The 25,784-nt window shown below is 70.0% G+C and carries 13 protein-coding genes; 5 read left to right on the forward strand and 8 right to left on the reverse strand.

Annotated elements, in window-relative coordinates:
- Positions 1 to 166: 166 nt before the first annotated feature.
- Positions 167 to 1,825, forward strand: coding sequence for an N-6 DNA methylase (locus ACFWRV_RS06100; protein ID WP_384328876.1), 1,659 nt, complete (start codon positions 167 to 169; stop codon positions 1,823 to 1,825).
- Here ACFWRV_RS06100 and ACFWRV_RS06105 read toward each other — a convergent pair.
- Together ACFWRV_RS06105 and ACFWRV_RS06110 are read right to left on the reverse strand one after the other, a co-directional pair.
- Complete coding sequence (locus ACFWRV_RS06105; RefSeq protein WP_384328878.1) at positions 1,818 to 3,038, reverse strand: McrC family protein; 1,221 nt, start codon at positions 3,036 to 3,038, stop codon at positions 1,818 to 1,820. The genes ACFWRV_RS06100 and ACFWRV_RS06105 overlap by 8 nt on opposite strands.
- Positions 3,035 to 4,903, reverse strand: coding sequence for a DUF4357 domain-containing protein (locus tag ACFWRV_RS06110; protein WP_384328881.1), 1,869 nt, complete (start codon positions 4,901 to 4,903; stop codon positions 3,035 to 3,037). Before ACFWRV_RS06110 ends, ACFWRV_RS06105 begins: the two co-directional genes overlap by 4 nt.
- Positions 4,904 to 5,039: 136 nt before the next feature.
- Between ACFWRV_RS06110 and ACFWRV_RS06115 the strand changes: the two genes are divergently transcribed.
- Entirely contained in the window at positions 5,040 to 5,660 is a 621-nt protein-coding gene (locus tag ACFWRV_RS06115) for a hypothetical protein (protein ID WP_384328883.1), read from the forward strand.
- Between the two features lie 52 nt (positions 5,661 to 5,712).
- Here ACFWRV_RS06115 and ACFWRV_RS06120 read toward each other — a convergent pair whose 3' ends face one another.
- From ACFWRV_RS06120 to ACFWRV_RS06130, 3 genes are all read right to left on the reverse strand, one after another.
- Positions 5,713 to 6,258 carry a hypothetical protein gene (locus ACFWRV_RS06120; RefSeq protein WP_384328886.1) on the reverse strand — a complete coding sequence of 182 codons (546 nt, stop codon included), beginning with the start codon at positions 6,256 to 6,258 and terminating at the stop codon, positions 5,713 to 5,715.
- Entirely contained in the window at positions 6,255 to 8,696 is a 2,442-nt protein-coding gene (locus ACFWRV_RS06125; protein ID WP_384328889.1) for an AAA family ATPase, read from the reverse strand. Before ACFWRV_RS06125 ends, ACFWRV_RS06120 begins: the two co-directional genes overlap by 4 nt.
- 206 nt (positions 8,697 to 8,902) lie before the next feature.
- Positions 8,903 to 9,571: an ATP-binding protein gene (locus tag ACFWRV_RS06130; protein ID WP_384328892.1), complete on the reverse strand. Its 669-nt coding sequence runs from the start codon at positions 9,569 to 9,571 to the stop codon at positions 8,903 to 8,905.
- Positions 9,572 to 9,928: 357 nt separating this feature from the next.
- On the opposite strand from ACFWRV_RS06130, the gene ACFWRV_RS06135 reads away from it, so the two are divergent.
- A complete protein-coding gene (locus ACFWRV_RS06135) occupies positions 9,929 to 10,780 on the forward strand; it encodes a helix-turn-helix domain-containing protein (protein WP_384328895.1) in 852 nt (283 codons plus the stop codon).
- Between the two features lie 11 nt (positions 10,781 to 10,791).
- The gene (locus tag ACFWRV_RS06140; protein ID WP_018958876.1) at positions 10,792 to 10,983 is read left to right on the forward strand and encodes a hypothetical protein; all 192 of its coding nucleotides are present in this window, start codon (positions 10,792 to 10,794) and stop codon (positions 10,981 to 10,983) included.
- A 58-nt stretch (positions 10,984 to 11,041) separates the two neighbouring features.
- Here ACFWRV_RS06140 and ACFWRV_RS06145 read toward each other — a convergent pair whose 3' ends face one another.
- From ACFWRV_RS06145 to ACFWRV_RS06155, 3 genes are all read right to left on the reverse strand, one after another.
- Positions 11,042 to 15,217 (reverse strand): Eco57I restriction-modification methylase domain-containing protein, encoded by a 4,176-nt coding sequence (locus ACFWRV_RS06145; RefSeq protein ID WP_384328898.1) that lies wholly within the window; start codon positions 15,215 to 15,217, stop codon positions 11,042 to 11,044.
- A complete protein-coding gene (locus ACFWRV_RS06150; protein ID WP_384328901.1) occupies positions 15,217 to 18,138 on the reverse strand; it encodes a helicase-related protein in 2,922 nt (973 codons plus the stop codon). The genes ACFWRV_RS06145 and ACFWRV_RS06150 overlap by 1 nt, the downstream gene beginning before the upstream one ends.
- Positions 18,139 to 18,199: 61 nt before the next feature.
- A complete protein-coding gene (locus tag ACFWRV_RS06155; RefSeq protein ID WP_384328904.1) occupies positions 18,200 to 24,529 on the reverse strand; it encodes a protein kinase in 6,330 nt (2,109 codons plus the stop codon).
- Positions 24,530 to 24,897: 368 nt separating this feature from the next.
- Between ACFWRV_RS06155 and ACFWRV_RS06160 the strand changes: the two genes are divergently transcribed.
- Entirely contained in the window at positions 24,898 to 25,686 is a 789-nt protein-coding gene (locus ACFWRV_RS06160) for a hypothetical protein (RefSeq protein WP_384328907.1), read from the forward strand.
- Positions 25,687 to 25,784 lie beyond the last annotated feature (98 nt).

A 25,784-nucleotide genomic window follows, 5' to 3' on the forward strand; every position in this document is an offset into this window, starting at 1 on the left:
GCCCTCGATCAATGCGGCGCACTCGGTCAAGGGGATCCCGAGGGCGATCCGCCAGCAGGATTCAGCACCTGGGCACCACTGGATTCGAGCAGCCCTCGATGCGCTCGTTGACATTGCCAACGCACTACCCATCGGATCTCAGGCGAACGACGTGTACGGTGGAATCATGAAGGAATCAACTCCACCAGCCGCCGATTCACTGATCACCGGAGCAGAGATCGCCAGGCTGGCGGGGGTGACCCGGGCCGCCGTCTCCAACTGGCGACGGCGGTACAGCGACTTTCCCGCCCCTGCCGATGCCGGAGCGAGCACGCCGCTCTTCTCTCGCGCCGAAGTGCGTTCCTGGCTCGCCAAACAGCAGAAGGGCACGGACGTCTCGGACGACGTCCGCCTGTGGCAAGCGCTACGAGGTCACTTCGGCGACGACATCATCACGGGCGTCACGGGCGTCGCCCGCCTCCTGGCTCGCGGCGACGCAAGCGGACTGGACGAGGATCTGGCCGAGCTGGCCACGGGTCTGGCCGCGAAGGAAACGCCGGTTCGGGTCGTCGAGCAGCTGGTGGAGCGTTTCCGCGACTCCTCACGACGCGTGGGCTCCGACCAGGTCACTTCGCTGCGCCTGGTCAAAGCAGTAAGGCACTTCGCGGGGGCCGTGTCCGGCGACTCCGTCATCCTCGATCCTGCCTGCGGTATCGGGACCCTGCTCCTGTCCGTCGGACCCGCCGAGGGCCCTCTACGGCGTGGTCAGGAAATCGATCCGGGGGTGGCGGAGCTGGCGCAGGCGCGAGCCGACCTCGCCGGGTACCGGAACACGGTCATCGAGACCGGAAACTCCCTGCGCCAGGACCACTGGTCCGATCTCCGTGCCGACCTCGTCCTGTGCGACCCGCCGACCGCCGGTCCGGACTGGGGCCGTGAGGAGCTGCTCCTCGACTCCCGCTGGGAGCTGGGCACACCCTCGAAGGCGGAGGGGGATCTGGCCTGGCTCCAGCACTGCTACGCCCACACCGTGCCCGGCGGCAGGGTCGTCGCCGTCATGCCCGCATCCGTGGCCTACCGGAAGGCCGGCAGACGTATTCGGGCGGAGATGGTCCGTCGGGGCATCCTCACGGATGTCGTGGCTCTGCCGGCCGGGATGGTTGCCTCACACGCGCAACCCGTTCATCTGTGGGTCCTGCGTCGCCCGGCCGACGCGTCCAGCGGCGCCAAGTCGGTGCGCATGGTGGACCTGACCTCCAACTCGGCCGACGGCCTGATGGAACCCGCGGCCGAGCAAGCTGTCGATGTGCCGCTCATCGACCTGCTCAACGACTCCGTCGATCTCACCCCGAGTGTCCATGTGGACGCCGCACGCGAGGATCTGCCCGCTGAATATCGTGCCCTCCGGCAACGCATCGAGGAGAGGCTGGGGCAGCTCAACGCCCTGCTGCCCGCCCTCTCGGCAGGCGAGGGGCCCGGGACGCTGGACGGCGCGACGGTCAGCTTGGCCGATCTGTCCCGCGCCGGACTTGTCGAGCTCACGGATGCCGAACCACATTCGACGAGCGACCAGTTGGACACTGACTACCTACAGGGCTTTCTGCGCAGTACGTCCAACAAGCGGCGCTCGACCAGCAGCAGCGGGACCTACCGCCTCGACGTGAAAGGCGCCCGCGTCCCGCAGATGGCCGTGGAGGAGCAACGGCGTTACGGTGCCGCCTTCCGCGCCTTGCGGGAGTTCGAGACGTACGTGGGCGAAGTCGCCCGGTTGGCCGAGCAAGCGAGCGCTCTCGCTCGCGACGGTCTCACCAACGGGGCTCTCGTGCCGCCTGAGGACCTCACCTGACGGACGCGTCCCCAGTCCCGCCCGCCACCGTGTGGGCAAGGGCGGCGATCTCGGCCAGCAGCTCTCCCGGCGGGCGGTCCAGCGCCAGGGCGTGCTGGTGAACGCGGATTCCGGCGTTCCGCACCTGGTGCGTCACGCTCGGCTCGTACCCCCTCGCGTACACGAGGTGGCCGTCCGGAAGGCCGAGCGCCGTGCAGTAGGCGAGCATCTGGTAGAGATCGGCGTCAGGAAATCCCTCGGGCTTCTCCGCCTTGTACTTGGCGTCCGCGACAGCCCGTGGTTCACCACCGTCCCCGTACCAGACCAGGTCCGGACGCATCGTTACGTTCCGGTCCTCGTCCAGGTGCACGCCGCGGGCCTGGAGGGCCGTGCGGCCGCCGTGCAGCGCCAGCGCCTCACGCAGGGCCACGCAGACGAAGTCCTCGAAGATCTTGTGCGTGTCGATGAGGTACCCGTCGACGGAGACCCGGCCCGCGCCGTGCTCCACCGACGAACCGCGCAGGATCGTCTCGGCCAGTCGTAGCGCGGGCTGGTAACGGTGGTTCAGCCGGCCGGCCCGCCACCGGGGCAGGTCGCGCACCCCCCGCTTCAACGGTTGTACGTCCAGCAGGCGGCCTCTGTGGTGGCGGAGTCGGCGGCGTACGTCGTCGGGTACACGGTCCAAGGGGAGCAGCCGCTCCACCGCGCCCTTCAGGAGGCGGTTCTCCGGGATGTCGGTGCCGTAGTCGTCGTAGGCGATCTCGACCGGGAAGGCCCGCCCGTGGTGACGTTTGACCTGGTCGGCCTCCCGAATGCGCCCGCGTACCACCGGTGAGGTCTCCTCGGTGTGCCGGTAGCCCTGGAGAACACCTTGACGCAGCGCGCGTTCGACAGCCCTCTCGAACCCGTGGGCCAGTGCCGGAAGGACCTCGTCGTGCTCGGTCACGTCCACCTCGCCGTCCCGGTGCACCCGGGGGTCGGCGGCGTAGCCGATCAGGAAGAACAGCCGCCGCACCGGCACCTTGGGCGCGATCCTGAGGGTCACGGGGTCCTGCCCCGGCACCCTCACGGACACCGCTCCGACCTTGCCGCCGGCCCTCAGCCGCCAGGCGCCCGGCAGATACGGGTCGGGGGCCGCCTCGACGATGCGGGAGGCGGCGAGCGCCCGGCCGAGCTCGTCCGGGAGCGGCACGCTGACGGCGGCTCCGTGCTCGCCCAGTTCGACGGTCGTCACGGGGTCGCGGTGCCCGGTCCGCCGTCGCCGAGGGACCGGGACAGGGCGTCGAGTCCGTACCGCTTCGCGATGTCGAAGGACTCACCGTAGTGGTGCTCCTCCAGCAGCGGGAGGATCTTGGTCCGCCAGATCCGGTCCAGACCGCCTTCCCGGTGCACGCTCTTGTTCATCAGGTACGAGGGGCCGATGAGGAAGTCCGGGTCGTCGATCCGTGAGTTGAGAGCGTCCAGGAGGTCCGCCGGGCGGCTGTCGAACCCCTGCCGGCCGAGCCAGCGCCGCAACAGGCCACGAGTGGGCTCAGTGCGGGGCGACAGCTCCACGAAGGCGAAACGCCTGCGCATCGCGGCGTCGACCAGGGCGATCGACCGGTCGGCGGTGTTCATGGTGCCGATGACGAAGAGGTTGGGCGGGAGCAGGAAGTCATCGCCGGAGTAGGTGAGCCGCACGGACCTCCTGCGGTACTCCAGGAGGAAGTACAGCTCGCCGAAGACCTTGGCCAGGTTGGCCCGGTTGATCTCGTCGATGATCAGGAAGTGCGGGATGTGGTGGTGGCCCTCGCGGGACGCCAGATCTGCCAGCTCGCGCAGGGGCCCGGCCGTCAGGCGGAAGGCGACCTCACCCGTCTTGGGGTCCTCGCGGGGCCGGAAGCCCTCGAAGAAGTCCTCGTAGGAGTAGGAGGGGTGGAACTGCACGAGCTTCACGCGCTCGGCCCCGCCGCCGAGGTACTCGGCCAGTGCGAGGGCGGCGTACGTCTTGCCGGTGCCCGGCGGGCCGTAGAAGATCAACTGCTTCTCGTCCCAGAGCAGGTCGCGGACTTCCCGGAGCCAGCCGGCGTCGTGCGTCAGCAGCTCGTCGGCGAGGGCCTGGTCGGGGACGGGCAGCTCCAGCTCGCGGCGGGCGGCGAGCGCGGGTGTCGTGCCGCTGGGGTCGCGCTCCGTCTCCACGGCCTCGTCCGCCAGTTCCTCGTCGGTGCGGCCGAGCCCGTCGATGTGTGGCTGCACCACTGTGAGATCCACGACGTCGTGCTGGGCCGCGAGGCGCTGCTTGATCTCCTCGGGCAGGGTGTCGTAGGGGTGGCCCTTGCTCTGCCATTCGACGGGCCGCCGGAGATTCGACAGACCGCTGTCGGACGCGGTCTGTTCGGCCGGGCCGGAGATCTGTCCGACGTAGAGCCGACCGCCCGAGAGCGTGCACACCGCGTCGCCCGGCTTCATCCGGGACAGGAACGCGTGTAGTTCCTCGACCAGTTCGAGCTTCTGGTTGTACGTGGCGGTGGTGCCCCAGTCCTCCTCCACGATGGCGCGCAGACGCTCCTTGCTCACCCCCTGGCCGACGCCCTGGCGCAGGCGCGGGGCGGCGAGGGAGACGCGCCCCTCGGGAAGCCACAGCTTCTGGACGAGGTCGGCGCCGGAGACGTTGTTGCCGCGTACCAGCCAGGAGCGGGCGGGCCCGGACCAGACGCCCTCCATGAAGTCCGACAGCGGTATGTCGGCTTCCGTCTTCCAGTCGATCCACCCGTTACGCGGCGCCCCCACCAGCACCCCGGCGGCGAACGAGGGCGAACCGCAGTCGATGTCCTCGGCCGCCTCCAGCCATCCCGGCCAGCGCGTGGACGGCCGCAGGACCCCCTGCTGCTTCAGCCCCGCGCGTGTCCTCGCCGTGCCGGAGAAGTGGGTCGAGAAGGACGGCATCTCCCGGTCCCGGGCCGGGGAGCCGGCAAGGATGCGGAACTTGCGGCTTCCGTTGGTCCCGACCGCGTCCAGCAGGACGCCCCGGGCCCGGTCGACCTCGCCCGCGCCGGGCAGCCGGAGCAGGAACTCGGGCGTCTCGTCCGGGCTGCCGGGCCCCGGCTCGTTCCCGCTCATGCCCATTTCTCCGTTCCGGAGGAAGGCCGCATCGCCACTTTTCCCAACACCCATCCTTTTCGGCCTAGTTGCGCGCATAATCTCCGCCCAGGGGAGCACGGGGTGTGCCACCCCGCAGGGGAGGGGCGTGGTCGCCATGACCATCATGGATCAGTTGGTTCTGCGACGGGACGGCTTGGTGCCGAAGGGCGTCGCGGCCACGTGTTCCGGCGCGCGGTGCGGGGGTACGGCGTTGGTGTGGCGCGTACGGCTGGAGGGCCGGCCCGAGCTCACGATCCATGACACCCGGTGGGAGAACGGCGAGCGGGATCTCGTCCTGTACCAGCCCGCCGTGGTCCCGGAGATGCCCGCGCCGCTGTCCAACCTGCACAACCGTCGTCGCGCGGGTGTCCAGGAGACCGCCCCGGGGAGCGAGGAACTCCGCGTCATGGGCTGGGTCGCGGTGCCCGGCGACCGGCCGACCGTCAAGAAGACGTTCACCACCGCGGACTTCGTCGAGGTGTGCGGCCTGGACGAGTTACGCGAGCTGACCAGCAGGCCCGACGTGGAGCTGGACACGGCGTTCGTCCTCGCGGATCCCGTCCACGTCGATCTGGACGACCCGCAGGACACCGTCGCCGTACAGCACGCGCTCTTCTTCCCCGAGGAGGACGAACGGACGCCCGTCGTCTTCTTCCTGCTCAGCCGGGTCGTGCCGACGCTCCGGCACATCGGGTGGCTGCCGAAGCCCGTCCGGCGGATGCCCGTCCGTTCGTGAGGGTGAGGGGTGCCGTCGGCCGTCGGCCGTGAGGACGGCTCCCCCCTTACGCTCACGGGCCGCCGACGACCGGAGGCGCGGCTCGCCGTCCCGGCGGCGGGCCGGGCTTCGGAACGGTCCCGCCCGGCTGCCGGCCCGGGGGCGGTGGCGGGGCGGGGGTGGCGGCCGGTCGCGCCGCGTTCTGCGGCGGCGAGGGCGGGGCCGTCACGGCGTACGGGACCGTGGGCCCCCCGTCGAGTGTCTCCAGCAGGGCCTCCACCGCCGGCAGGCGCCCCTGGATCTCCGAGGGCGTCGGAGGCATCTCCTGCGTCCGGTAGTGGCAGGCCGTGCTGAGCGCGGACCAGGTGAGGTAGCAGAGCCTGGCCGTCTCCCGGTCGGTGTACGCCCCCAGACACAAGATGCGGTGCTTGTTGGTCCTCGTCATACCGGGGGTCACACCCCGCCAGAAGTCGTCCAGGCCGCGTTCGAGGGCCCGGCGCAGCAGCAGGGCCGCCGCCCGGGCCCGCACACCGGGGCCGAGCGCGGTCATCGTGCCGGCCGAGGGGCGCAGGAGGGACTGGGCGGCGTTCACGTCCGCGCGCGCGGTGTCGTCCGTCATCGGGCACCACCCTGCGGGCCGCCGGTGCCCCGGCCGAAGCGCAGGATGGCCTCGGCCAGCCGTTCCGTACGCCGCACCAGCTCCTTGCGGTCCGTGACGGTGGCCAGACCCCAGTGGGAGCCCTCGTTCAGCTTCTCGATCAGGTCCCAGCCTCCACGGTGCAGCCCTTCAACGGCTGCCCTGCACTTTCCGGAGGGGTCCCCCAGGAGCGCGAACCCCACGTACTGCTTGGCGCTTCCCCGGGCCGGCACCCGCTTCTCGAACTCCGCGAGGCTCAGGCGGCGGCCCTCCTCGTCCCGCAAGGTCCGGCGGGCGGTCTCCACGCAGGCGACCTCCAGGGCGGCACGACACATCGCCGGGACGACCCGGTCGGCCACGGCCTGGGGCAGGGAGGGGTCGAGGGAGACCTCCCTGGCCTCCTCGATCGCCTGCTTGACGGGGTCCCTCATCCGCTCGACGGTCACGTGCGACTGCTCCTCGCGGGAGATGCGGTGGACCGTCGCCTCGATCCCGAGGTGGGTGATGGCCTGTTCCAGCCGGTTGTCGTGGGTGAAGACGACGACCTGGCGGTGCCGGGCGCACTCGCTGAGGACGGTGGCCAGCCCCTCCACCTTCTGGGTGTCCATCGACTGCACCGGGTCGTCGATGACGAGGAAGCCGAACGGGCTGGCCTCGTGCGTGGCCCGGGGGATGAACAGCGACAGGGCGAGCGAGTGCAGTTCGCCCTGGCTCATGACGCTGTACGCGGGCGCCTCCTGCTCGTCCACCGAGACGTCGAGCCGGACGCTGCCCAGCTTGGCGGTGCCGGTCAGGTCGACGCGGCCGAGGGAGACGCTGCTGCTCTCGCAGAGCTTCGTCCACACGTCCTGGGCCTGCTTGTCGAAGTCCTCCATCCGCTCGACCCTCAGCTCGTCCGTCAGCTTCCTGAACCACTTGCGGGCCGCCTCAGCCGACTTGCGCCGGCCGGTCGCGTCCTTCGCCTTCTCCGCCGCCTCGACCCACTCCGCGAGCCGCACGGCCACGGGCCTCCAGACGGTGTCACGGTCGGTCAGCCGGCGCGCGGCCTCCTCCCCGACCTGACGGCAGGCCGCGCCCAGCGTCGGCGCGAGGAGCCCGACCCGCTGGGCCAGTTCGGCGGGGTCGGTGAGACTCCGGCAGAGCGACCACTCTCGCCACAGTCCCGCCAGGTCCGATTCCTCTCCCCGCAGCAGATCGGGCACGGGCTGCACCAGGTCGTGGACCGCGCGCCTGGCACTGCTGAGCGCCCGGCGTACGGCCTCGGCCTCGGCGGCCTCCGCCTGGAGCCGCTCGATCTCGGCCCGTGTCGCCTCGGCCCACGCCAGGTCGAGACGGTCCTCGGTACCGCAGACCGGGCAGTGGGCGCTTCCCGACCGGCGGCGATGTTCGAGCGCGGTCTCCAGCAGCCCGGCCAGACGGTGTGCGTCCTCGGCGTTGGAGTGCCGTACGTCCTCGAAGGCGGCGGTGGCTTCCCTCAGTCGGGCCAGTGCCCCGGTCACCTCCGCCTCGTCCGGACCCGCCAGGGACGCCAGCACCCGGAGGCGGGCCGCGTCACCCTGGTCGGCGACCGCGTCACGGTCGAGCAGATCCCGTACGGCGTCGACGTCGGGGGTACGCCCGCCGAGGGCCCGCATCGCGTCGACGGCACGCCGGTCGTCCAGCCCGTCCAGCGCCTCGACGGCCACGGCCTTCAACGGGCCGGGCCTGACCTCGATCTCCTTGCACTCCTTGGCCCGAGCAGCGAGCCTCGTGTCCATCTCCGCGAGCTGACCGAGCCCGATGAACGTGGAGATCTTCCGGTGCAGGTCGGCCATCGTCCCATCCACCATCGAGCCCAGTTCGCTGTAGGGCAGGAACGGCCGGTAGACGTCGAGCAACGAGGCGTTCACGCACTCGTCCAGCTTCAGCTCGGTGCCGTCCTCCCGGACCACCGTCGTACGCGCGTCCTCCACCATCTCCCCGTACCAGGTGCGGCGCACCGTGACCGGCTCGGAGGCGTCGTCCAGAGTGAGGCTCACGGCGACCAGGGGCGCCGTGGCGCCGTGCAGGTTGCGCCACCCCCTCCGCCAGGTCTGCGCGCGGGGCTTGCCGCCGTTGCTGCCGTCCCAGCGGGCGTTGAGCCCGGTGAGCGCGATCTCGGCGGCTTCCGCGAAGCTCGACTTCCCGGTGCCGTTGCTGCCCGTGATCACGGTGAGCCCGGGGCCGTGCGGGAGGTCGAGCGTCGCCTCGGGGCCGACGCCCCGCCAGCCGGCCGCCGTGATGGACCGGAGGTAGACGGGACCGGCCCGCCCCTCCTCCTCCGGAGCGGGCTCCGGGAGCGTCTCGTGGAGCAGGGCGGCGGCCTCGGGGGACAGAGCGGACGGCTCGGCCTCGTCGATGCGCTTGGCGATCAGCTGGCGCAGGGGGGTCTCGTCGTACATGAAGTGCTCCTCACAGGGGTGGGCGGGCGGCCGCGACGAACCCGCCGAACCGTTCACTCCTGAATCATCACGTACACACGTTGGCGATGTCAACAGACACTTCTTGCCGCCCAAGTCGCTCACACGTGCGTTCACGGAACCTTCGTTCGAGTCGCACACCCCCGCGCCGGGCGTCCACGGCGTGGGCGCCCGGCAGTCACGCGGCGTCAGGCGACCTCCCCTTCGGCGGCACCCGGGCCGGCCGCCCCCGCCAGGTCGTGCCCGATCGACGCCCAGGTGCACACACCCGTCGCGGGCGGGTGCGCTGCGGCGAACCCGCACTCGCCACCGCGCCGCTCGACCAACTCCCGCACCGCCGTGAGCGACACCCTGCGGCGCTCAGCGCACTGGCCGGCGAGACGGGAGTTGAGGTGCGGGGTGTGCGTGTCGTGCACCACCACCTGGAGGACGCCGTGGAAGCGGCGGAGAACCAGGTGGATCATCTCCCCCGCCCCGGTGAACCGGCAGGCATGGACGGCGAGTTCATGGACCAGTTCGAGGGCCGGTTCGACCAGCTCGTCCTCGACCTCGTGTACGTCGAGCACGACGTCCGCCGTCTCGTGCGCGATCAGCGGGGCCGCGGTGGCCGAGGGGAGCGTCAACCCGTAGACGAAGTGGGACGCCGCGGGCTCCCGGAGGTCCGGCGGGGGCGGCGGGCACTGGGTGATCCGGGACGCCACCTGGAGGGCGTACGGGTAGCCGAGGGCGTAGACGGGAAGGGCGGATCGCCCGGCCGCCGGGCCGAGTTGAGCTGCGCGGTGGGCAGCGGGGGTGCGGAGTGCGAGCGGGGTCGCGGGGGAAGCGAGGTCGACGGCTGCGGCAGACGTTGCGGACACCCTGGGCAGACTCTCGGGCATGACGGCTCCAATCGATGGTAAACACCGGGACGCGATCGCGTCGTTGATGAGGCCTGGCGACTGCGGGGCATGGCCCCGACGCGGATTGAACGGAACGGACGGACGACGCGGCGAGGCAGTGGCCTGTCTCCCTGGCGCGAGCACACCCCTCCCAGGGCAGGAGGACGCGGGCAGGCTCACGCGATGCTCTTCTTGTTCGCCTTGCGTGAGCGTCGCGTGACTTAAGGTAGGGCAACAGGTGGCGCATGTACCACCCCGTCATAGGGATTGGCCCCGAATGGATTGCGCGAGGCTCACCCGGCAGACTGGCCTACGGCCCGAGGAGAGGGACGATCGATGCCGCCACGCACCACACCCACGCAGCAACAGCGCAGACTGGGCGCGGAGATCAAGAAGTTGCGCACAGAGGCGGGCCTCACCGCCGAGTACGTGGCGGGCTTGCTGGGAATCGATCGGGGCAAGATCTCCAACATCGAGTCAGGCGTCCGCACCATCAGTCCGGACCGGCTGCGGACGCTGGCGACGCACTGTGCCTGCGCGGACGAGCGGTACCTGGCCGCTCTTGAGGAGATGGCTCAACCAGCCAAGCCCCAGTGGTGGAGCAAGTATCGAGGCAGCATCTCGCCGGGGTTGCTCGACATCGTCGAGCTGGAGTGGAACGCCGCCAGCATCCAGACGGTACAGACCGCCCACGTGCCCGGCCTTCTTCAGACAGCGGACTACGCTCGCAGTATCTTCGCCGCAGTGCTGCCACCCCTCCCTCGCGAAGAGGTCGAGTTGCGTGTGGCCCATCGTGTTGACCGGCAGCGCGTGCTGGAGCGCCGAGATCCGCCGACCTATACGGGCTACATTCACGAAGCCGCCCTGCGCATGCTCTTCGGGGGACGAGACGCCGCCAGAGCCCAGCTCGGAGCCTTGATCGAGTGGAGCGAGCGGGACAACGTCTTGGTGCGGGTCATTCCCTTTGCCCTCGGGAGCTTCCCCGGAGCGGGACATGCCGCGCTGTACGCGAAAGGTCCGGTGCCCCGGCTCGACACGGTGCAACTCGATACGGCTCACGGCCCCGCGTTCATGCACGCTGAGCTGCAACTGGCCAAGTATCGAGCTCACTTGGGCTGGATGGACAGTAAGAGTCTGTCAGTCACAGCATCGCGCGACTTCATCCGCAACATCATCAAAGACCTGTGAGGAGAACGACCGTGGCGGACATCGAGTGGGAAGCCCCCTTCTGCGGAGAGGGCAACAACTGCTTTCGTATCGGCACCGATCCAGACGGCAACGCGTACATCGCCGTAGCCGGCCAAGAGGGTACCTATCTCACGGACACACGTGAGGCGCTGCGTACGCTGATCCGTGACATCAAGGCAGGTAGAGCCGACCACCTGCTGTAACGGTCCAGGGAAGACTCGCGCGCCACACGGCCACCACCACCCCGGACCGCTGTTGACGTCAGTCGGCCTCCGGCTCCGCCGGGTGGCGCGGGCCGTGACCCGGGGGCGGGGTGAGCGTGGAGGTGTAGTTCTCGCCGTCCACGAGGGGCGTACTGAGGCTGAGGCCGGCGGCAGCCATGCGGTCGTACTCGGCGAGGACGAGGTCCTTGGTGCGGTAGTGGCCGTACTTGGCGATCTCGTTGTTCTTGAGGCCGCCGGTCTCCGACTGGAAGGTCTCCAGGATGTAGGCCGTGTCGTCGCGGCTGATTCCGTAGAGGTGGAAGAAGTAGGCATCGAGTTCGGCTCGGATCTGGGCGCGGCGGGTTTCGTCCCAGCGGAACGGTGCGCCCTCGTCTCCCAGGTCACGGGCAAGAGGGCCCATCTCGTACGTCGTGCAGACCAGCTCGATGATACGCGGCGTGATGAAAGCAGTGTGGGGCTCAAGGGCGCTTGGGGCCGGAACAGGCAACTGTTTCCACACGAAGAGTTTCATATGCGCGTCGCTGATCTTCTGACGGCTGACGAAATCGAGAGGGAACGAGCTCTGAGCAGCGATCAGCGCCGCGACAAGCTCGGGTGAGACGCGAGGAAACATCAGAGGATAGGTGTGAAGTGTTGCCGAGCGCGGCAAGAATGCGGGAATAGCCGTCCGCTCATCCGTTGTACGGCAGATATCTCGCCATCCGCAGAGCCACTGGTAACCCCAGCCGATCTCGTCTAGCCGTTCGGCGACACCGGGAACCTCAACTTCCCTCCCTTTCCGTGACGTCGAAATAAAACCTACGTCAGAGATCCAATACCGCGGAAGGGCGCTCTCCGACGGGCCCCGCTTCTCCTGAATTTCGAGACGCCGACGGTCGTTGTTGCCCGTTCCATAGTAGCTGTTCCAACGGTGGTCGAAGTGATGGGCCATCTTGCCCTCATACAAGGGGAGCATTCGTTCTTCACCCCGCTCAAAAACATTACCCTGCAACCACCACCCGTCTCTTTCGAGCTCCTCGCGGGTCCGGAAAATATCACCGTCGTTGGCGCTCCGGAAAATGTACTTAAAGTCAATTCGCCACGGATCTCCCTCGCTTGACCCCTCATCTTTGAGAACTGGAAATCGTCTATAAATAGAAGCAGCGAGATCCGCATCCCGCCGACTACGAAAGATCGGAAGTGTGCCAGTGTTGGGGTTGATGAGGGAAATCTCCTCGGGACTGAGCGCGAACACCCGGTCCGTGTCATCGAGATCGATCGAGTCCTCCAGAAAGAAGGCGAATCGCGCCGCATGCTCCCGGAGACCTCGACCAACCAACGAGAGAAGGCAGAACTTATAGCGAGAATCCACCCCAACAAAGAGCGGCTTGCTGTTCTCAAAGTCGTACAGCACTGCCACCGCGCCGCGCCGGGCGAAGTCACTGAAGAGAAACTGCCCACCGGCATTAGTAGCAATTGCCGTAGGCACAATGCAGCCGAATCGGCCCATAACATGCACTACCGACGCAAAGAGCTCCACAAAAAGTTGATCGACCTGAAGTTTCGTTACACCGCCGGCCGTAAGCCCCTCCGAGCACAGAGGGAAAACTCCCGAGCCGCTAGCGAACATGAAGGTTGACTTCAGCTTTCGTCGCTCGTCCATGTACCGCTGCCCTGCCTCAGGATTCTCATCCATCCAAGCAGCGATACGTCGACCTCGCTCTACACCGGACGTTTGCGCAATCGACGGCTCAATAACGCTGAAGTACTTCTTGTCCTCAAACTCAGACCGGTCCCACGGCGGATTCCCCACCACACAAGAGAACCCCCCCGACCACCCCGTAGCCGGGTCCACCCCCTCCGCAGGCTCCCCCTCCCCCGAGGCACCCGACTTCTCGGCCTTCTCCTTCTCCGGCACCGTGAAAACCTCCGGGAACTCCAGGTGCCAGTGGAAGAAGTGGTACAGGTCCCGCAGCCGGTCGATCTCCCTGTGGGTGGCCGCCGAGGCCGAGTCGGCCTCCGGGTCTCGCAGGGACTGGAAGACCTCGTGGGTCACCGGTGCCGGGGCGTCCTCCGTCTTGCGCCACATGAACGCGGCGCACCAGGCGTCGGCCACGTGGCGGGCGTGGACGTACTCCTTCTGATCGCGCCATGCCTCGTACGCCGCCTGCTGGGCGTGCACCTCGCGCAGCTCGTCGGACGGGGCCGCGATGATGCGGCGCAGGCCCGAGGCGAACGCGGTGTTGGAGACCTTCGGCTCGACCACAACATCGAACAGGCCGCTCTGGCCACCGCGTTCGGCCTGGTTCTGCTTCTCCAGGCGCCGGGCCACCTTGTCGTCGTCGCCCTCCACCGCCTTGAACGCCTTGTTCGGGATGCCGTCCAGCATCAGCGTCGGCGTCGTCCCCACGAGGCCGTTGCCGTGCTTGATGTGCGCGTCCAGGAAGCCCAGTGCCTTGCCCGGCTCCAGGGCCTCCAACCACAGCGACACCTTGGCCAGTTCGACCGCCATCGGGTTGAGGTCGACCCCGTAGAGGCAGCGGGCGACGACCTCGTGCAGGGCGCTGCGTACGGCCACGGGGGTGGGCTCGGGGTTGCTCTCTCGCACCGCCGCCACCCGCTTGGCGATGCGGCGGGCCGCCGCGACCAGGAAGTGGCCCGATCCGCAGGCCGGGTCGCAGACCGTCAGCGACAGCAGCTCGCGGACCATCGCCTCCGACGGGTCCGGCTCGCCCGCTTCCGACGCCGCTTGCTCGCCGCGCTTCTGGGCGTCGTCTATCACCGGGTCGAGGGTGGAGTCGAGCAGGGTCTCGATGAGGGAGGCCGGCGTGTAGTAGGAGCCGGTCTTCTTGCGGTCGTTGCCGAGGCGGTTGACCAGTTCGAAGGAGCGCTCGGTGGCGCTGTGCTTGGGGACCAGTTCGAGCAGGGACTCGTAGATGGAGCCCAGCTCCTCCGAGCCCATGTTGCGGTAGTCCACCGGCCGCCAGCGCGCCGTCTTCTCGTCGCGTACGCGGGAGAGGTGGCGCACCGCTTCGAGCAGGGCGGCGTTGGACAGGGCGCAGTCGCGGAGCGGGGCGTCGGCCTCGGTGTCGTCGTAGAGGCCGCCGAGGCCGGGCAGGCCCAGTTCGGGGCGGCCGTCCTCGCGGCCCAGCGCGTCCAGGACGATGCGCAGTGCCGCGTACTGGTCGGCGTGGGCCGTTCCCTGGCGGCGCAGGGCGAGGCGGCGCAGGCGGGCGGAGCCGAAGTACTTCGCGTACCGCTTACGGGTCTCCGGGCTCGCGTCCGGGCTGTGCAGGGCGTCGCGGTCCTCGGCGACGAAGAGGAAGATCATCCGGTACGCGAGGCGCAGCAGGGACGCGTGGAAGCGGTCGGCGTCCAGGTTCTCGCGCAGGACGGTGTTGTCCGGGTGCCGCAGGATCCCCGTGCCGAGTGTGGTGATGGCCCGCTGGACGCCGTCGCGGTGGTGGTCCAGTGCCCGGGTGCCCGAGGCGATCGCCTCCGTACGCCACTTCTCCAGCCAGCACCCGGACGGGACGCCCGCCTCTCCGGTCTCGAAGCGGGAGACGTGCAGCAGCCGGTAGAGCAGGACGAACTCGCTGAAGAGCTCGCCGTCGAAGATCGCTTCGAGGTCGAACTCGACGTACGAGGCCGTGGCCAGGGCGTTGGAGTCCCGCAGCAGGCGGAGCTGGCGGCCGTTGGTGAGCACGCCCCAGAGGTGGGCGTCCCGGCGGTTCAGGCACTCCTGGAGGAGGGAGTGCGGGGGGACGGTGCCGACGCCGCCGGGGCGCTTGTCCAGCAGGGAGTTCCAGGCGGCCATGTGGACGGGCACGTGGTGCCAGCGGTGGCTGACGGGGAAGACGCGCTCCGGGTCGCTGTCGGCGCGGTACTCCCCCGCGGCGACCGTCGTCAGGCGGCCGAAGCCCAGCTCGTTGAAGAGGGGTTCGAGCCACTGGTCGACGGCGAGGCCGGTCGGGTCCGCGGGCAGTTCGGACTCGGCGCTGACGGGGAGTTTGTCGCGGAGTTCGCGCCAGATCGCCTTGAGGTAGTCCCAGTGGCGTTCGGCCTCGTCGCGGACGGACCGGCGGGGGCCGATGACGTGGTAGTCGGCGGGGCCGGACCCGGGGACGTCCTTGCCCTCCTTGCTCGCCGAGATGCGGACGAGCATGTCGGCGGGGAGCAGGCCGCCGACGGTGTGGACGGCGGAGAAGACCTGGTTGCGGGTGGTGGCGGACATCAGGCGGCCTCTCCGTCTGCGGTGATCGGGGGCAGGTAGACGTAGACGCCGAGGATGTCGGCGGGCTGCTGGGCCGTCACCTTGAGACCTTGCACGATCTCGTCGGAGGCGCGCCGGACCCGGCGGTGGGACTCGTGGAGCTCCTCGGCGAGGCGGTCACCCTGGGCGGCCATGTGGTCCTGGACCGCGTCCAGTTGCGTCAGGGTCCGGCGCATGGTGCGTTCCTGGAAGTAGTCGTCGGTGCTCTCGGCGGCCTTCGCGGTGAGCAGGGCGAGGGCCCGGTCCTCCGGGAGCCAGAGCGGGTTCCGCGCCGAGCCCTCGTAGGCGAGGAGGCGGGCGTCCTCGGCGACGACCCTGCGGGTGCCCTGCCGGGAGGGGAGGGTGAGGTGGAAGCGGTAGCGGACCAGGAGGAGCGTGGTGGGGGCGGCCACGGCGGCGGTGGAGACCACTCCGCAGCGCCGGGCCGGGCGGCGGCCCGGCACCTTCGCGTCGAGGGCCGTGTTGAGGACGTGGGCCGCGATGGCTCCGACCACGGGGTCCGTGCGGACCAGGGCGGCCTCGCCCCGGGCCACGGCCGCCGAGGTGCGGAACGGGATGGGCCGCCCGGACTCGACGGCCTCGGCGCCCGCCACGGGGGCGAGGGCGTCGCGCAGTCCGGCGGGGGCGCCGCTGACCTCGGCGGTGAAGTCGCCACTGCCGTCGTCGGCTTCGACGACGTGCGCGTCGAGCGCCCCCAGTGCGTGGCGGACGAAGCCGGTCACCTCGTCGGCGCGGCCCAGGGCGTCGCGGATGGCGGCGACCTCGCGGGCGACCTCCTCGGGGTGGATGGCGCGCTGGGCGAAGCGGGAGCGGGAGCGCGTCTCGCGTTCGGCGGCCGAGTTCCACCGGCTCTCCAGCTCGGCGGCCCGCTCGTCCACGGCCTTCAGCTCCTCGACGCCGAACAGTCCTTCCTGCTCGGGCTGCCGTCCGCGCATCAGCAGCCATTCGACGATGGCGTCGGTGACACCGGAGGACGCCTCGTCGGGGACGGAGACGGAGATGCCGAGGTCCTTGCGGATCTGGCGGTGCTTGGCGATCAGGACTTCCAGGACCTTGCCGTCGATGCCGTTGTCGATGCCGTAGAGGGTGATGACGCGGACCTTGTCGCGCTTCTGCCCGTACCGGTCCACCCGGCCCTCGCGCTGGTCGTGGCGGGTGGGGTTCCAGGCCAGGTCGTAGTGGACGACGGCGTCGAAGTGGTGCTGGAGGTTGACGCCCTCGGAGAGGCAGTCGGTGGCGACGAGGACCCGGCGGGCGGCGGGGTCGTCCCCGGCGAGCGCGGCCAGTTCCTCGATGCGGCCGAGGCGCTGCTGCGGGGAGAGGGTGCCGGTGACGGCCTTGACGACCGTCTTGGAGCCGAGCTTCTTCGCCAGGTGCTCGGCCACGTATTCGGCGGTGGGGATGTACCGGCAGAAGACGATGGGGTGGTAGCCGTCCTTGAGGAGGGCTTTGAGGTGCCGGACGAGGGCGGCGAGCTTGAGGTCCTCCTCCGGGCCTTCCAGGGCGGCGGCCCGCTCGGCGAGGTCGGCCAGCCGGGCTCCGGCGTCCTCGGTCTCCGCTCCGGGGGCCGCGTCGAGCCCTTCGAGGGCGTCGCTGTCGGCGGAGTCGCGGGTCAGCGGGGCGGCGAGCCGGTCGGCCTCCTCCGCGCTGGCGGCGACGGCGGCGGCCGACCGGGTCGAGAGGGTCTGGGCGGCGGCCCGGGGTGAGGAGACCAGGGAGCGCAGCAGGGCGATCGCCGACCACCAGGCGATACGGGCCTCGCGCCGGCCCTGTTCGCCGGCCGCCTGCACGCGCTCGCTGGCGTAGGCGATGGCGTCGTCGAGCAGTGCCCGGTAGGCGGGAGACAGCTTGTACTTCTCGTCCTTGGACTCGCGGTCGGAGGGGAACGCGGTCTTCTCGGCGAGACTGTCGTCGGCCAGCCCGCTCTCCTTGGTCAGGTACTGGCGTACGTCGGCGCGCTTGCGCTGCACGAAGTGCTGGGCGAGCAGCCGCCGGCCGCGGTCCGTCTCCAGGTCCACGTCGGCCAGCTCCGGCCGGACCAGGCCCAGCAGGTTGCGGAAGCCGGACTCCTTGCCGCTGTGCGGGGTCGCGGTGACCAGCAGGAGGTGGCGCCGGGGATCCTCGGCGACGCGGCGCAGGAGTTCGTAGCGGAGCTGGTTCTGGGTGGAGACCGTGTCGTCGGCGGCCACGCAGGTGTGGGCCTCGTCGACGATGACGAGGTCGGGGCAGTGGCGTACGAAGTCGTCGCGGTGTCGGGTGGACTTGATGTAGTCGGTGGAGACGATGACGTGCGGGTAGCGGTCGAAGAGGGACTGGCCGAGGTCCAGGCCGCGTTCCAGTCGGGAGACCGTGGAGGCGAGGACCAGTTCGGCGTCGATGCCGAACTTGGTACGCAGCTCCTCCTGCCACTGTTCGGCGAGCGCGGGCGAGCAGAGCACGGCCAGACCGGCGGCCTCGCCCTGGGACAGGAGTTCCTTGGCGATCAGGCCCGCCTCGACGGTCTTGCCGATACCGACGTCGTCGGAGATCAGCATCCGTACGGTCTGCTGCCGCAACGCCATCAGCAGGGGGACCAGTTGGTAGGCCCGGGGTTCGACGGCGATGCCCGCGAGGGAGCGGAAGGGGCCGGCGCCGGAGCGGAAGCCGATGCGCAGGGCGGAGCGCAGCAGCCCGGCTGCCCGCTGGTCGCCGAGGTCGTCCGGCGAGGGGGGCGCGAACTGCGCGTCCCGCACCTCCTCGAACGCGGGGAAGACGGCGGAGATGTCGTCGTCGGACCCGCCCAGAGGTCGCAGCACGAGCAGGTCGGGCTCGCTGTCCGGGAGGACGACCCACTCCCGGCCACGGGCGGTGACCAGGGAGCCGGGGGTGTAGGTACGCGTCATCGGGTCTTCCTCATGGCGGTCTCGGCCGGGGCGGCGATCCGGCGGGGCGGGTACGGCTTCGTCACGAGGGGCCGAGGCCGAAGTAGCGGGTGTGCTCGGCGGCGATGGCCGACCAGTCGCCGTCCGCCGGGAAGCGGATGACGTCCCAGCGGGCGAGGAAGAGTCTGTCCTCCGCGTCCTCGTCCCGGGCCGGGTCGTCCTCGCCGCCGACGAAGACGGCGAGTTTGACACCGGGCATCCGGTAGACGAAGTCGGGGCGGGCGTCGGCCTCGGAGACGGTGGTCGCCGCCTCGTCGGGCAGCCTCAGTCCGCTGTCCCGGAGCCAGTCCAGGAACCGCTTCTCGACCGGCGTGGCGGGCTCGGCCGGGCCGCTTCCGGACGTCGGCGCCGGGGAGGGGAAGCCGGTGATCGACGCGGTGGCGGTCGTGAGTCTGAGGTGCTGTTCCGTACTGCTCTCCCCGCGCTTCTCGCTCGTCGCCTCGGCGGACGCGAGCCGCAGCAGCAGGTCGGTGACGTCATGGCGGTTGATCACTCCGTGGTGGAGCTGGTTGCCGTAGGTGAGCAGGCAGTCGTAGCAGCCTCGGGCGCAGGGGCGCTCCGACTTCGCGTGGGCCTCGTCCTCGCCGTCCCCGTCGAAGTGGCAGACGGCCAGAGCCTGCCGGGCCGCCTCGGCGAGGGCTCCCGGTTCGGCCTGGAGCCGGCGCAGGACACCGGCGCCGCCCTCGGCCGCCTCGGTGAACAGCAGCCGGTCGCGCGGGCCGTCGGCCGGCGGCAGCAGCTCGCTGGTCAGCTCGGAGTCCTCCAGCTCGAAGGCGGTCTCGATGCCGCGCTCCAACGCGTACATGAGGGTCAGGGCAACCGGTTCCGGCAGCGGCTCGTCGAGGGTGAGGACCATGATGTTGCGGCGGTCCTCGACGAAGGGGATGACCCGCTTCTTGCGGCGCTTGTCCTTGCCGTCGGCGTCGACGACGGGCATCTCGCTGGAGTCGCCGGAGGCGTCGGAGGCGTCGCGCTCGTTGAGCCAGCGGCCGTCGGCCGGGTCGAGCCAGTAGCCGGGCGGCTCGTTGTCCTTGGCGCGGAGCCTGCCGACGTTGGTGATGCGGACCGTGGCGGAGTCCCCGTAGGTGAGCGTCGCGAGCGCGCCACCGGTGTCCGCCACCCGGGCGTCCTGGCGGCCCTTGCGGGCGCCGTGCCGCCGGAAGCGGTACGACGTCTCCAGCCGGTAGCCGGCCCGGCGGCGCTCCTCCTCGTCGGAGGAGATGCGCTCGCGGCGCTGGGTGAAGACGGTGTGCAGGTGCAGGAGGCCGTAGGTGGGCGCGCCGAGCGGCTTCTCGCACATCTCGCAGGTGTCCCGGCGCTGCTCGGGCTCGTCCAGGTAGCCGCAGTGGGCGCAGCGGCGGGCCTCGCCGGTGGAGATGTCACCGGTGGAGTCCGGCGGGAGCTGGATGCGGGTCACCTGGTAGCGGGCGCCCTCGTGGTAGATCAGCGCGCCGGGTCCGAACTCGCGGATCGCGAGGAAGCGGGGGCGCTGGAGGTAGTCCCCGTCGCCGTGGCGGCCGCCACGGCTGGGGATGTAGGCGGCGAGCGGCAGCCGGGGGAAGGAGTAGCCGGGCAGGAAGCCCTCGGACGCCAGGTAGCGGTAGGGGTTGAAGTCGGAGAGGACGGACCGGTTGTCCACGCTCTCGTTCTTGAGCAGGTTGAGCTGGGTCTCCGCCTGCGTACGGCGGCGGAAGGCGTTCCTGCGGTCGCCTTCGGTCAGCGTGTGGTCGAGGACCCTCCTGTTCTGCACGTACTGGTCGAGGAGGGCGGTGCGGTACAGCGCGCGCCAGCGGTCGAAGGCCCGGTCGAAGTTGCGCGGGGCCTTGCCCACCGCGTCCTCGATCCACCTCTCGTCCCACCAGGTCGTCTCGCAGAACCGGGGCAGCAGGGGGCCGAGGACGCGCCGGGCCGCGTCCACCGTGCGGGACTGCGCCCCCGGGTCGTGGGAGGCGGCCCGGATGTCGTCGAGCAGGGCGAGTACGGGAGCGGGGCTGCCGGAGGTCTCGGCGTGGCCGATGTCGAGGACCTGCGGGATCGCGCGGCCCAGGGTGAGCCCGGCCTCGGCGAGCCAGATGGCCTGGAGGTGCGACCGGACCAGGTCCTCGTTGGCCAGGTCCAGTCGGGGCGGGGCGACGGCGCCGGCGACCATCCGGTGCGAGCGGCGGAAGTAGTACTGGTCGTGGCTGTTGCCCGTGGCGCAGTACGTGGTGACGAGGGCGGGCTGTCCGCTCCGCCCGGCCCGGCCGCTGCGTTGGGCGTAGTTGGCGGGGGTGGGCGGGACGTTGCGCATCATGACGGCATTGAGCGAGGAGATGTCGACGCCCAGCTCCATCGTCGGGGAGCAGTAGAGCAGCTTGAGGTCGGCGCTGCTGAAGTCCTTCTCGCGCTGCTGCCGGTCCCGGGGGTCGACCTGCGCGGTGTGCTCCCGGGCGAAGAGCCCGGAGAGGCCGTCGGCCGCCTCACGGTAGAGCTCCCGGAAGAAGGTGTTGACGCGCGGCCCGTCGCCACTGGCGTACGTACGGGTGAGGGGGTCGTGGGCCCCGGTCTCACCGCTGCCGGCCCGCCAGATGATGGAGGCGGCGTCCACCCGGTACCCGGTGGTGGTCGCCGAGGACCTGCGGAAGTGGCCTGCCTTCTGCGGCGCCACGGACAGCTCGGTCACGAGTCCCGCGTCGCGGAGGACCTTCAGCAGGTCCTCGATGACCGTCTGGAGTTCGGCGTTGTCCAGGTCGTCGCGGAACCCCCGGTGGGCGCGGCGCAGGTACTTCCCGTACTTGCCGCGCGCGGACAGGAACAGTCCCGCCCGGTCCATTCCGGGCTTGGACGGCTGGGGGTAGGCAGTGGCGACCTTGGGGCTGTCGCTCTTGGCGAGCTGCCACGGATCGGCGAGCCGCTCCTCGGCGGCGCTCTGGAGGGAGTCGAAGTCGTCGCGGAAGTACTGCACGTCGATGGCGAGCGACCGGCGCATCTCGTCGAGCAGCACCTTCATGATCTCCATGCGGAGCGGGGCGTCGGCCTGGCGCAGGGCGGGGTGCACCCGCTCCCAGCGTTCCTCCCGCTCGGCGACCCACGGGAGGTCGGCGTAGTCGATCTCCAGGAGCCCCGTCTGCTCCAGGTTCGGCATGGTGACGCGCCAGCCGCGTTCCAGGTCGAGGTAGAGACGGAAGGCGATCACCTCCCGCAGCGTGGTGGCGGCGGCTGCCGCCAGCCGGGGCGGCAGGTCCTTCTTCTTCGCGTAGACGGCGGGGTCCAGGGCCAGCGCGTTGGCCACGCGGGTGGCCAGCTCCTCGTGCTGGATGCCGTCGGGTCCCGCGTCGAGCGCCGCCCGGTACAGCGCCCCGCGCAACTCGGTGACCTGCACGAAGTCGTTGAAGTGACCGGCCTGGAGGGAAGCGTCCTGACGGTTGTCGACGAACGTGAGGAGCTTGCGCGCCTCCTTGGGCAGTGCCGCCTCCGGCACGCTGTCCAGGGAGCGCACCACGGAGGCGGAGATCAGCGAGGTCGCCGAGGAGCGGCCCTCCTGGTCCAGGGTCGCCAGCTTGGCGAAGTCCTTGCCGCGGGTCTGCTCGTAGGAGATCGAACACTGGGGGCAGAACAGGAACGGGGCGGGGATGAACGCCGCGTGCAGTTCGCCCTTGCCCTCGTTGCCGTACGCATCCACGGTGACGGCACGCGGCAACCGGTCCCGGTAGGACTTCTTCACCACCTCCTGGCCCCGGTCGTCGGTCTCCAGCCAGGATTCGGGCAGCCGACGGTCCGCTATGGCCTCGTCCGCGGCGGGGGGCCAGGGGGCGGTGCCCGGGAAGCGGTCGGTGTCGATGTAGAGGTAGCCGTCGCCCGCCCGTCCGCCCGTGGCGACCGCGTCGCGGCGCGGCTCGTAGCGGATCGCCCCGTCCTTCTCCGTACGCCACACGGTGAGATAGTCCTGACCGCACTCACGGCAGAAGGCGAGCGGCATCAGGACGTGCCCGTCGGTGCCGGGCCGCACACGCTGGTAGTCCCGGGTGACATGGCGGGCGTCCTTCACCTCCAAGGTGACGTAGACGGTGTCGCCCTTGGACAGGAACTGGTGCAGCCGAAAGGCGAACAGGGGGCGTTCGGTGACGGGGTGGTACGCCTGCGAACCGGCTTCCAGGGTGTCCCGCAGCGCTTCCGCACAACTCTTCTCGTCGACCCCGCTCCGCCGTGACAGCTCGGCGGCGGCGTCCTCGACCCTCCCGGGCTTCTGTCGTACGAGCCGGCCCGTGGCCTCGTCGGTCGCCAGACCGAAGTACGTCTCGATCCAGCGCGCGAGGGGATCGGTGACCAGATCCGCGTAGGCGCTGGGGGCGGCGGCTCCCGCGAGGCGTTCGGCGGGCACGGCGCTCGGGGGCTCGCCGGTGGCCCGGACGAGTGTCTCACCGATGACGTGCCGGGGGCTGACCTTCGTACCGAAGAGCTTGGAGGCCATGTCGGCCACCACGTCCTTCTGTTGCTCCAGGCTGCCCTCGGTGGACATGGTCGCGGAGGTGCCGATGCACTGCACGTCGTCGGCGCGGCAGGCGTCGCGCACGCGGCGGATGAGGAGGGCAACGTCCGCGCCCTGCCGGCCGCGGTAGGTGTGCAGTTCGTCGAAGACGAGGAACCGCAGGCCCTCCGCCATGGCCACGAGGCTGTCGCGGTCGTCGGGCCGGGTGAGCATCAGCTCCAGCATCACGTAGTTGGTGAGCAGGATGTCCGGCGGGTTCTTACGGATCTTCCGCCGGGTCTCGTCGTCCTCCTGGCCGGTGTAGCGGGCGAAGGTGACGGGCTCGGAGCCCTCGCCGTACCCATGCCGCAGGTACTTCTCCAGCTCCTTGAGCTGGCTGTTGGCGAGCGCGTTCATCGGGTAGACGATGATCGCCCGCACCCGCTTGGGAGCGTCGGGCCCCGCCTCCTGCCGCTCCTTGAGCACCTGGTTGACGATCGGGACCATGTAGGCGAGGGACTTGCCCGAACCGGTGCCGGTGGTCAGTACGTAGGAGACGCCCTCAGCCGCCGCGTCGATCGCCGCGCGCTGGTGCCGGTGCAGGGTGAGCGGGCGCCCGTCGCACACGGTGGAGTCCTCGGACTTGCCCGCCTGGAAGATCTTCGCGCACTCGGCGTGGAGGACCTGTTGGGCAGCCAGTTCGGCGACCGTACCGGCGGAGGCGAAGAAGGGGTTGAGCGACAGCCAGGGGTTGGGCCACTGGGACTTGGCGTCGAGGTCCTTCCTGACGAAGTCCTTGACGCGCTCGTCGCGAATGATCGTGCCGGCCTCGGTGAACGAGCGGTAGTCGTCGATGAGCTTCGCGTGCACGCCGAAGACGTCCATGGCGGAACCGGACAGGGGGCGCTTCGCAGGCTCGGGGGTCGCGGAGGCGGAGGACTGCCGCTCCACCGCCATGGCGACCTGGCCGGTCGACCGCAGCAGCCACTTGACGGGGTCGAAGTCGTGCCAGACAGGGACCGACGCGTCCTCCGTCACGAAGGGCTGCAGGGCCTCCCGTACGGCGACGGCATCGGTCGGACGATCCGCCGGGTCCTTCGCGAGAAGGCGGCTCACCAGGCGGGCCAGAGCCTCGGGCACGTCCGAGCGGAGCAGCCGTACCGGCGCCGGCTCCTGGTAGGCATGCTTCTCGTAGAACTCGAGCGGGGAGTTGCCGATGAAGGGCGGGTTTCCCAGAAGCATCTCGTGCAGCACGCACCCGAGGGCGTACAGATCGGCGGCCTGGGTGACAAGGCCGCCCGCACCCTGCTCCGGCGCCATGTAGCGGGCCGTGCCGACCGTCACCCCCGTACTGGTCAGCTTGGTGCCGTCTGGGTCGTCGACGATGCGACCGAGGCCGAAGTCCAGCACCTTGACGGCGCCGCCGCGGGTCAGCATGACGTTACGGGGCTTGAGGTCGCGGTGGACCACGTCGGCCGTGTGGGCGGCGGCCAGGGCGTCGGCCATCTGGGCCCCGATGGCCGCAACCCAGGAGACCGGGAGCTGCCCCTCTTCGGCGATCAGGTCGGAGAGCGGGTGTCCGTCCAGGAACTCCATCGCCAGGTACGGCAGGTCACCGCCGGCCTCGTCCACTCCGCCGTCGATAGTGCGGGGCAGGTTGGGGTGGCTCAGCTTGCGCATGATGCGCACCTCGCGCGCGAACCTCGCCGTCGCGTGGTCGGCGGCCCGGGGCTGGGCGAGCGTGCCCGAGCGACGGCGGAGGATGAGCTTGATCGCGACGACGCGTGCGGGCGAGTCCTCCGGCTCATCCAGGTCTTCGGCGCGATGCACCTCACCCATGTTTCCCGAGTCGAGATGGCTCAGGAGACGGAACCGGCCCGCGACCGTCTCGGAATCCTCGCTCATGTCCACTGCCTCCCCGTCCGGCCCTGCCGGGAGGGCCTACTGCTTCCCCGTACACGCCAGCGCGCTCATCGTGACAGACGAGAGCACCCACGACGGAAACGTACACCAAGGTGTGAATGTGTACAACAGGCCATGCGTTGACGACGTCAACACATAATTGCTGTGGTAGCGTGCCTCAGCAGCGCACCGGACGTGGAAGGTTGCGAACTCCACCGCACGATCGATTCCGCTCGCTCCGGCCCGCCCGAAGGCGGGGGCGGTGCGGCGGAGCAAGCCAAGCCAAGCCAGAGAGACGCTGCGCCGTCCCAGCAATGCCACCGGAATACTCACACGCAGGCCGATCATGGCAGCCGAAACGGAGAGACGACATGGGCGATCTGGCCAATGCAGTGGCAAAGCTCGAAGAGGAGGCTGCTGGCCTCCGCGAGCTGCGCAAGATGGAGGAACGGCTCGACGCGGAGATCTTCGACCGCATGGAGGAGATCGAGGAGGCCGGCACGGAGATCCTCAATCTCCATGGGGATCTCGACGGCCAGATCGCCGAGCACGACTACATGGCCGTCGAGCAGTCCGCCGCGTCCTTGCGAAGCCTCGTGGATGTGGAGACGGTCCTGCCCGCGGTCGACACCGTTCTCGTCCTCACAGCTCTGCGTGACGGCACATCCCTGCCAGACCTCACCCTGCCTCTCGCGTCCTTCACGGACGACGACTCCTGGGACCACGCTCGGCTCACGCAGGAGGACCTGGACCGCGAGTTCAAGTCCACGCTGGTCCGGGCTGATCAGCGCTGGCTGGAGATCTGGGGCGATCACGCCTGGGACCACGAGGACGACCGGCGCTCCGAGCAGGCGGAGCACCGGGCCGAAGCCGAGAGCGAAGCGATCAAGGAACGCGCCGGGCGCGCCGGAGCCCACCTCATGGAGCTCGTCGACCACATCGGCGAAACGCTGTGGCCCGCGCTCGTGGAGGCGGTGGAATCCGGGGACCGTGAGCGTGCAGTCCTGGCGCTGGCGGCGGCAGCATCCGCGGCGCGCGCGACGGAGTCTGCCTACAAGCTGTACGAGGTCAACCTGTCGATCCAGTTCGAGTCATCGCCGGAGTCGATGGGCGCCATGGGGGAGTATCTGAGCGGTGTTCAGGCGTGGCTGCTGTCGTAGACATCCGATCTGGCGGAGTCGGCGCTCATCTGCCTCCCGGTCTCGGTGACCGGGACCCTGGGCGGTCTCGGTGACCGCAGGGGACCAGGACAGCGGAG

The sequence above is a fragment of the Streptomyces sp. NPDC058576 genome, from assembly GCF_042718715.1.
In the GTDB taxonomy this organism is placed as follows: Bacteria; Actinomycetota; Actinomycetes; order Streptomycetales; family Streptomycetaceae; genus Streptomyces.

Bases quoted from the DNA above. Each gene is read 5' to 3' on its own strand.
- ACFWRV_RS06135 (WP_384328895.1), top strand. From the start codon at position 9,929: ATGCCGCCACGCACCACACCCACGCAGCAACAGCGCAGACTGGGCGCG.
- ACFWRV_RS06150 (WP_384328901.1), bottom strand. From the start codon at position 18,138: ATGACGCGTACCTACACCCCCGGCTCCCTGGTCACCGCCCGTGGCCGG.
- ACFWRV_RS06110 (WP_384328881.1), bottom strand. From the start codon at position 4,903: ATGAGCGGGAACGAGCCGGGGCCCGGCAGCCCGGACGAGACGCCCGAG.
- ACFWRV_RS06115 (WP_384328883.1), top strand. From the start codon at position 5,040: ATGACCATCATGGATCAGTTGGTTCTGCGACGGGACGGCTTGGTGCCG.
- ACFWRV_RS06145 (WP_384328898.1), bottom strand. From the start codon at position 15,217: ATGTCCGCCACCACCCGCAACCAGGTCTTCTCCGCCGTCCACACCGTC.
- ACFWRV_RS06120 (WP_384328886.1), bottom strand. From the start codon at position 6,258: ATGACGGACGACACCGCGCGCGCGGACGTGAACGCCGCCCAGTCCCTC.
- ACFWRV_RS06160 (WP_384328907.1), top strand. From the start codon at position 24,898: ATGGGCGATCTGGCCAATGCAGTGGCAAAGCTCGAAGAGGAGGCTGCT.
- ACFWRV_RS06155 (WP_384328904.1), bottom strand. From the start codon at position 24,529: ATGAGCGAGGATTCCGAGACGGTCGCGGGCCGGTTCCGTCTCCTGAGC.
- ACFWRV_RS06125 (WP_384328889.1), bottom strand. From the start codon at position 8,696: ATGTACGACGAGACCCCCCTGCGCCAGCTGATCGCCAAGCGCATCGAC.
- ACFWRV_RS06100 (WP_384328876.1), top strand. From the start codon at position 167: ATGAAGGAATCAACTCCACCAGCCGCCGATTCACTGATCACCGGAGCA.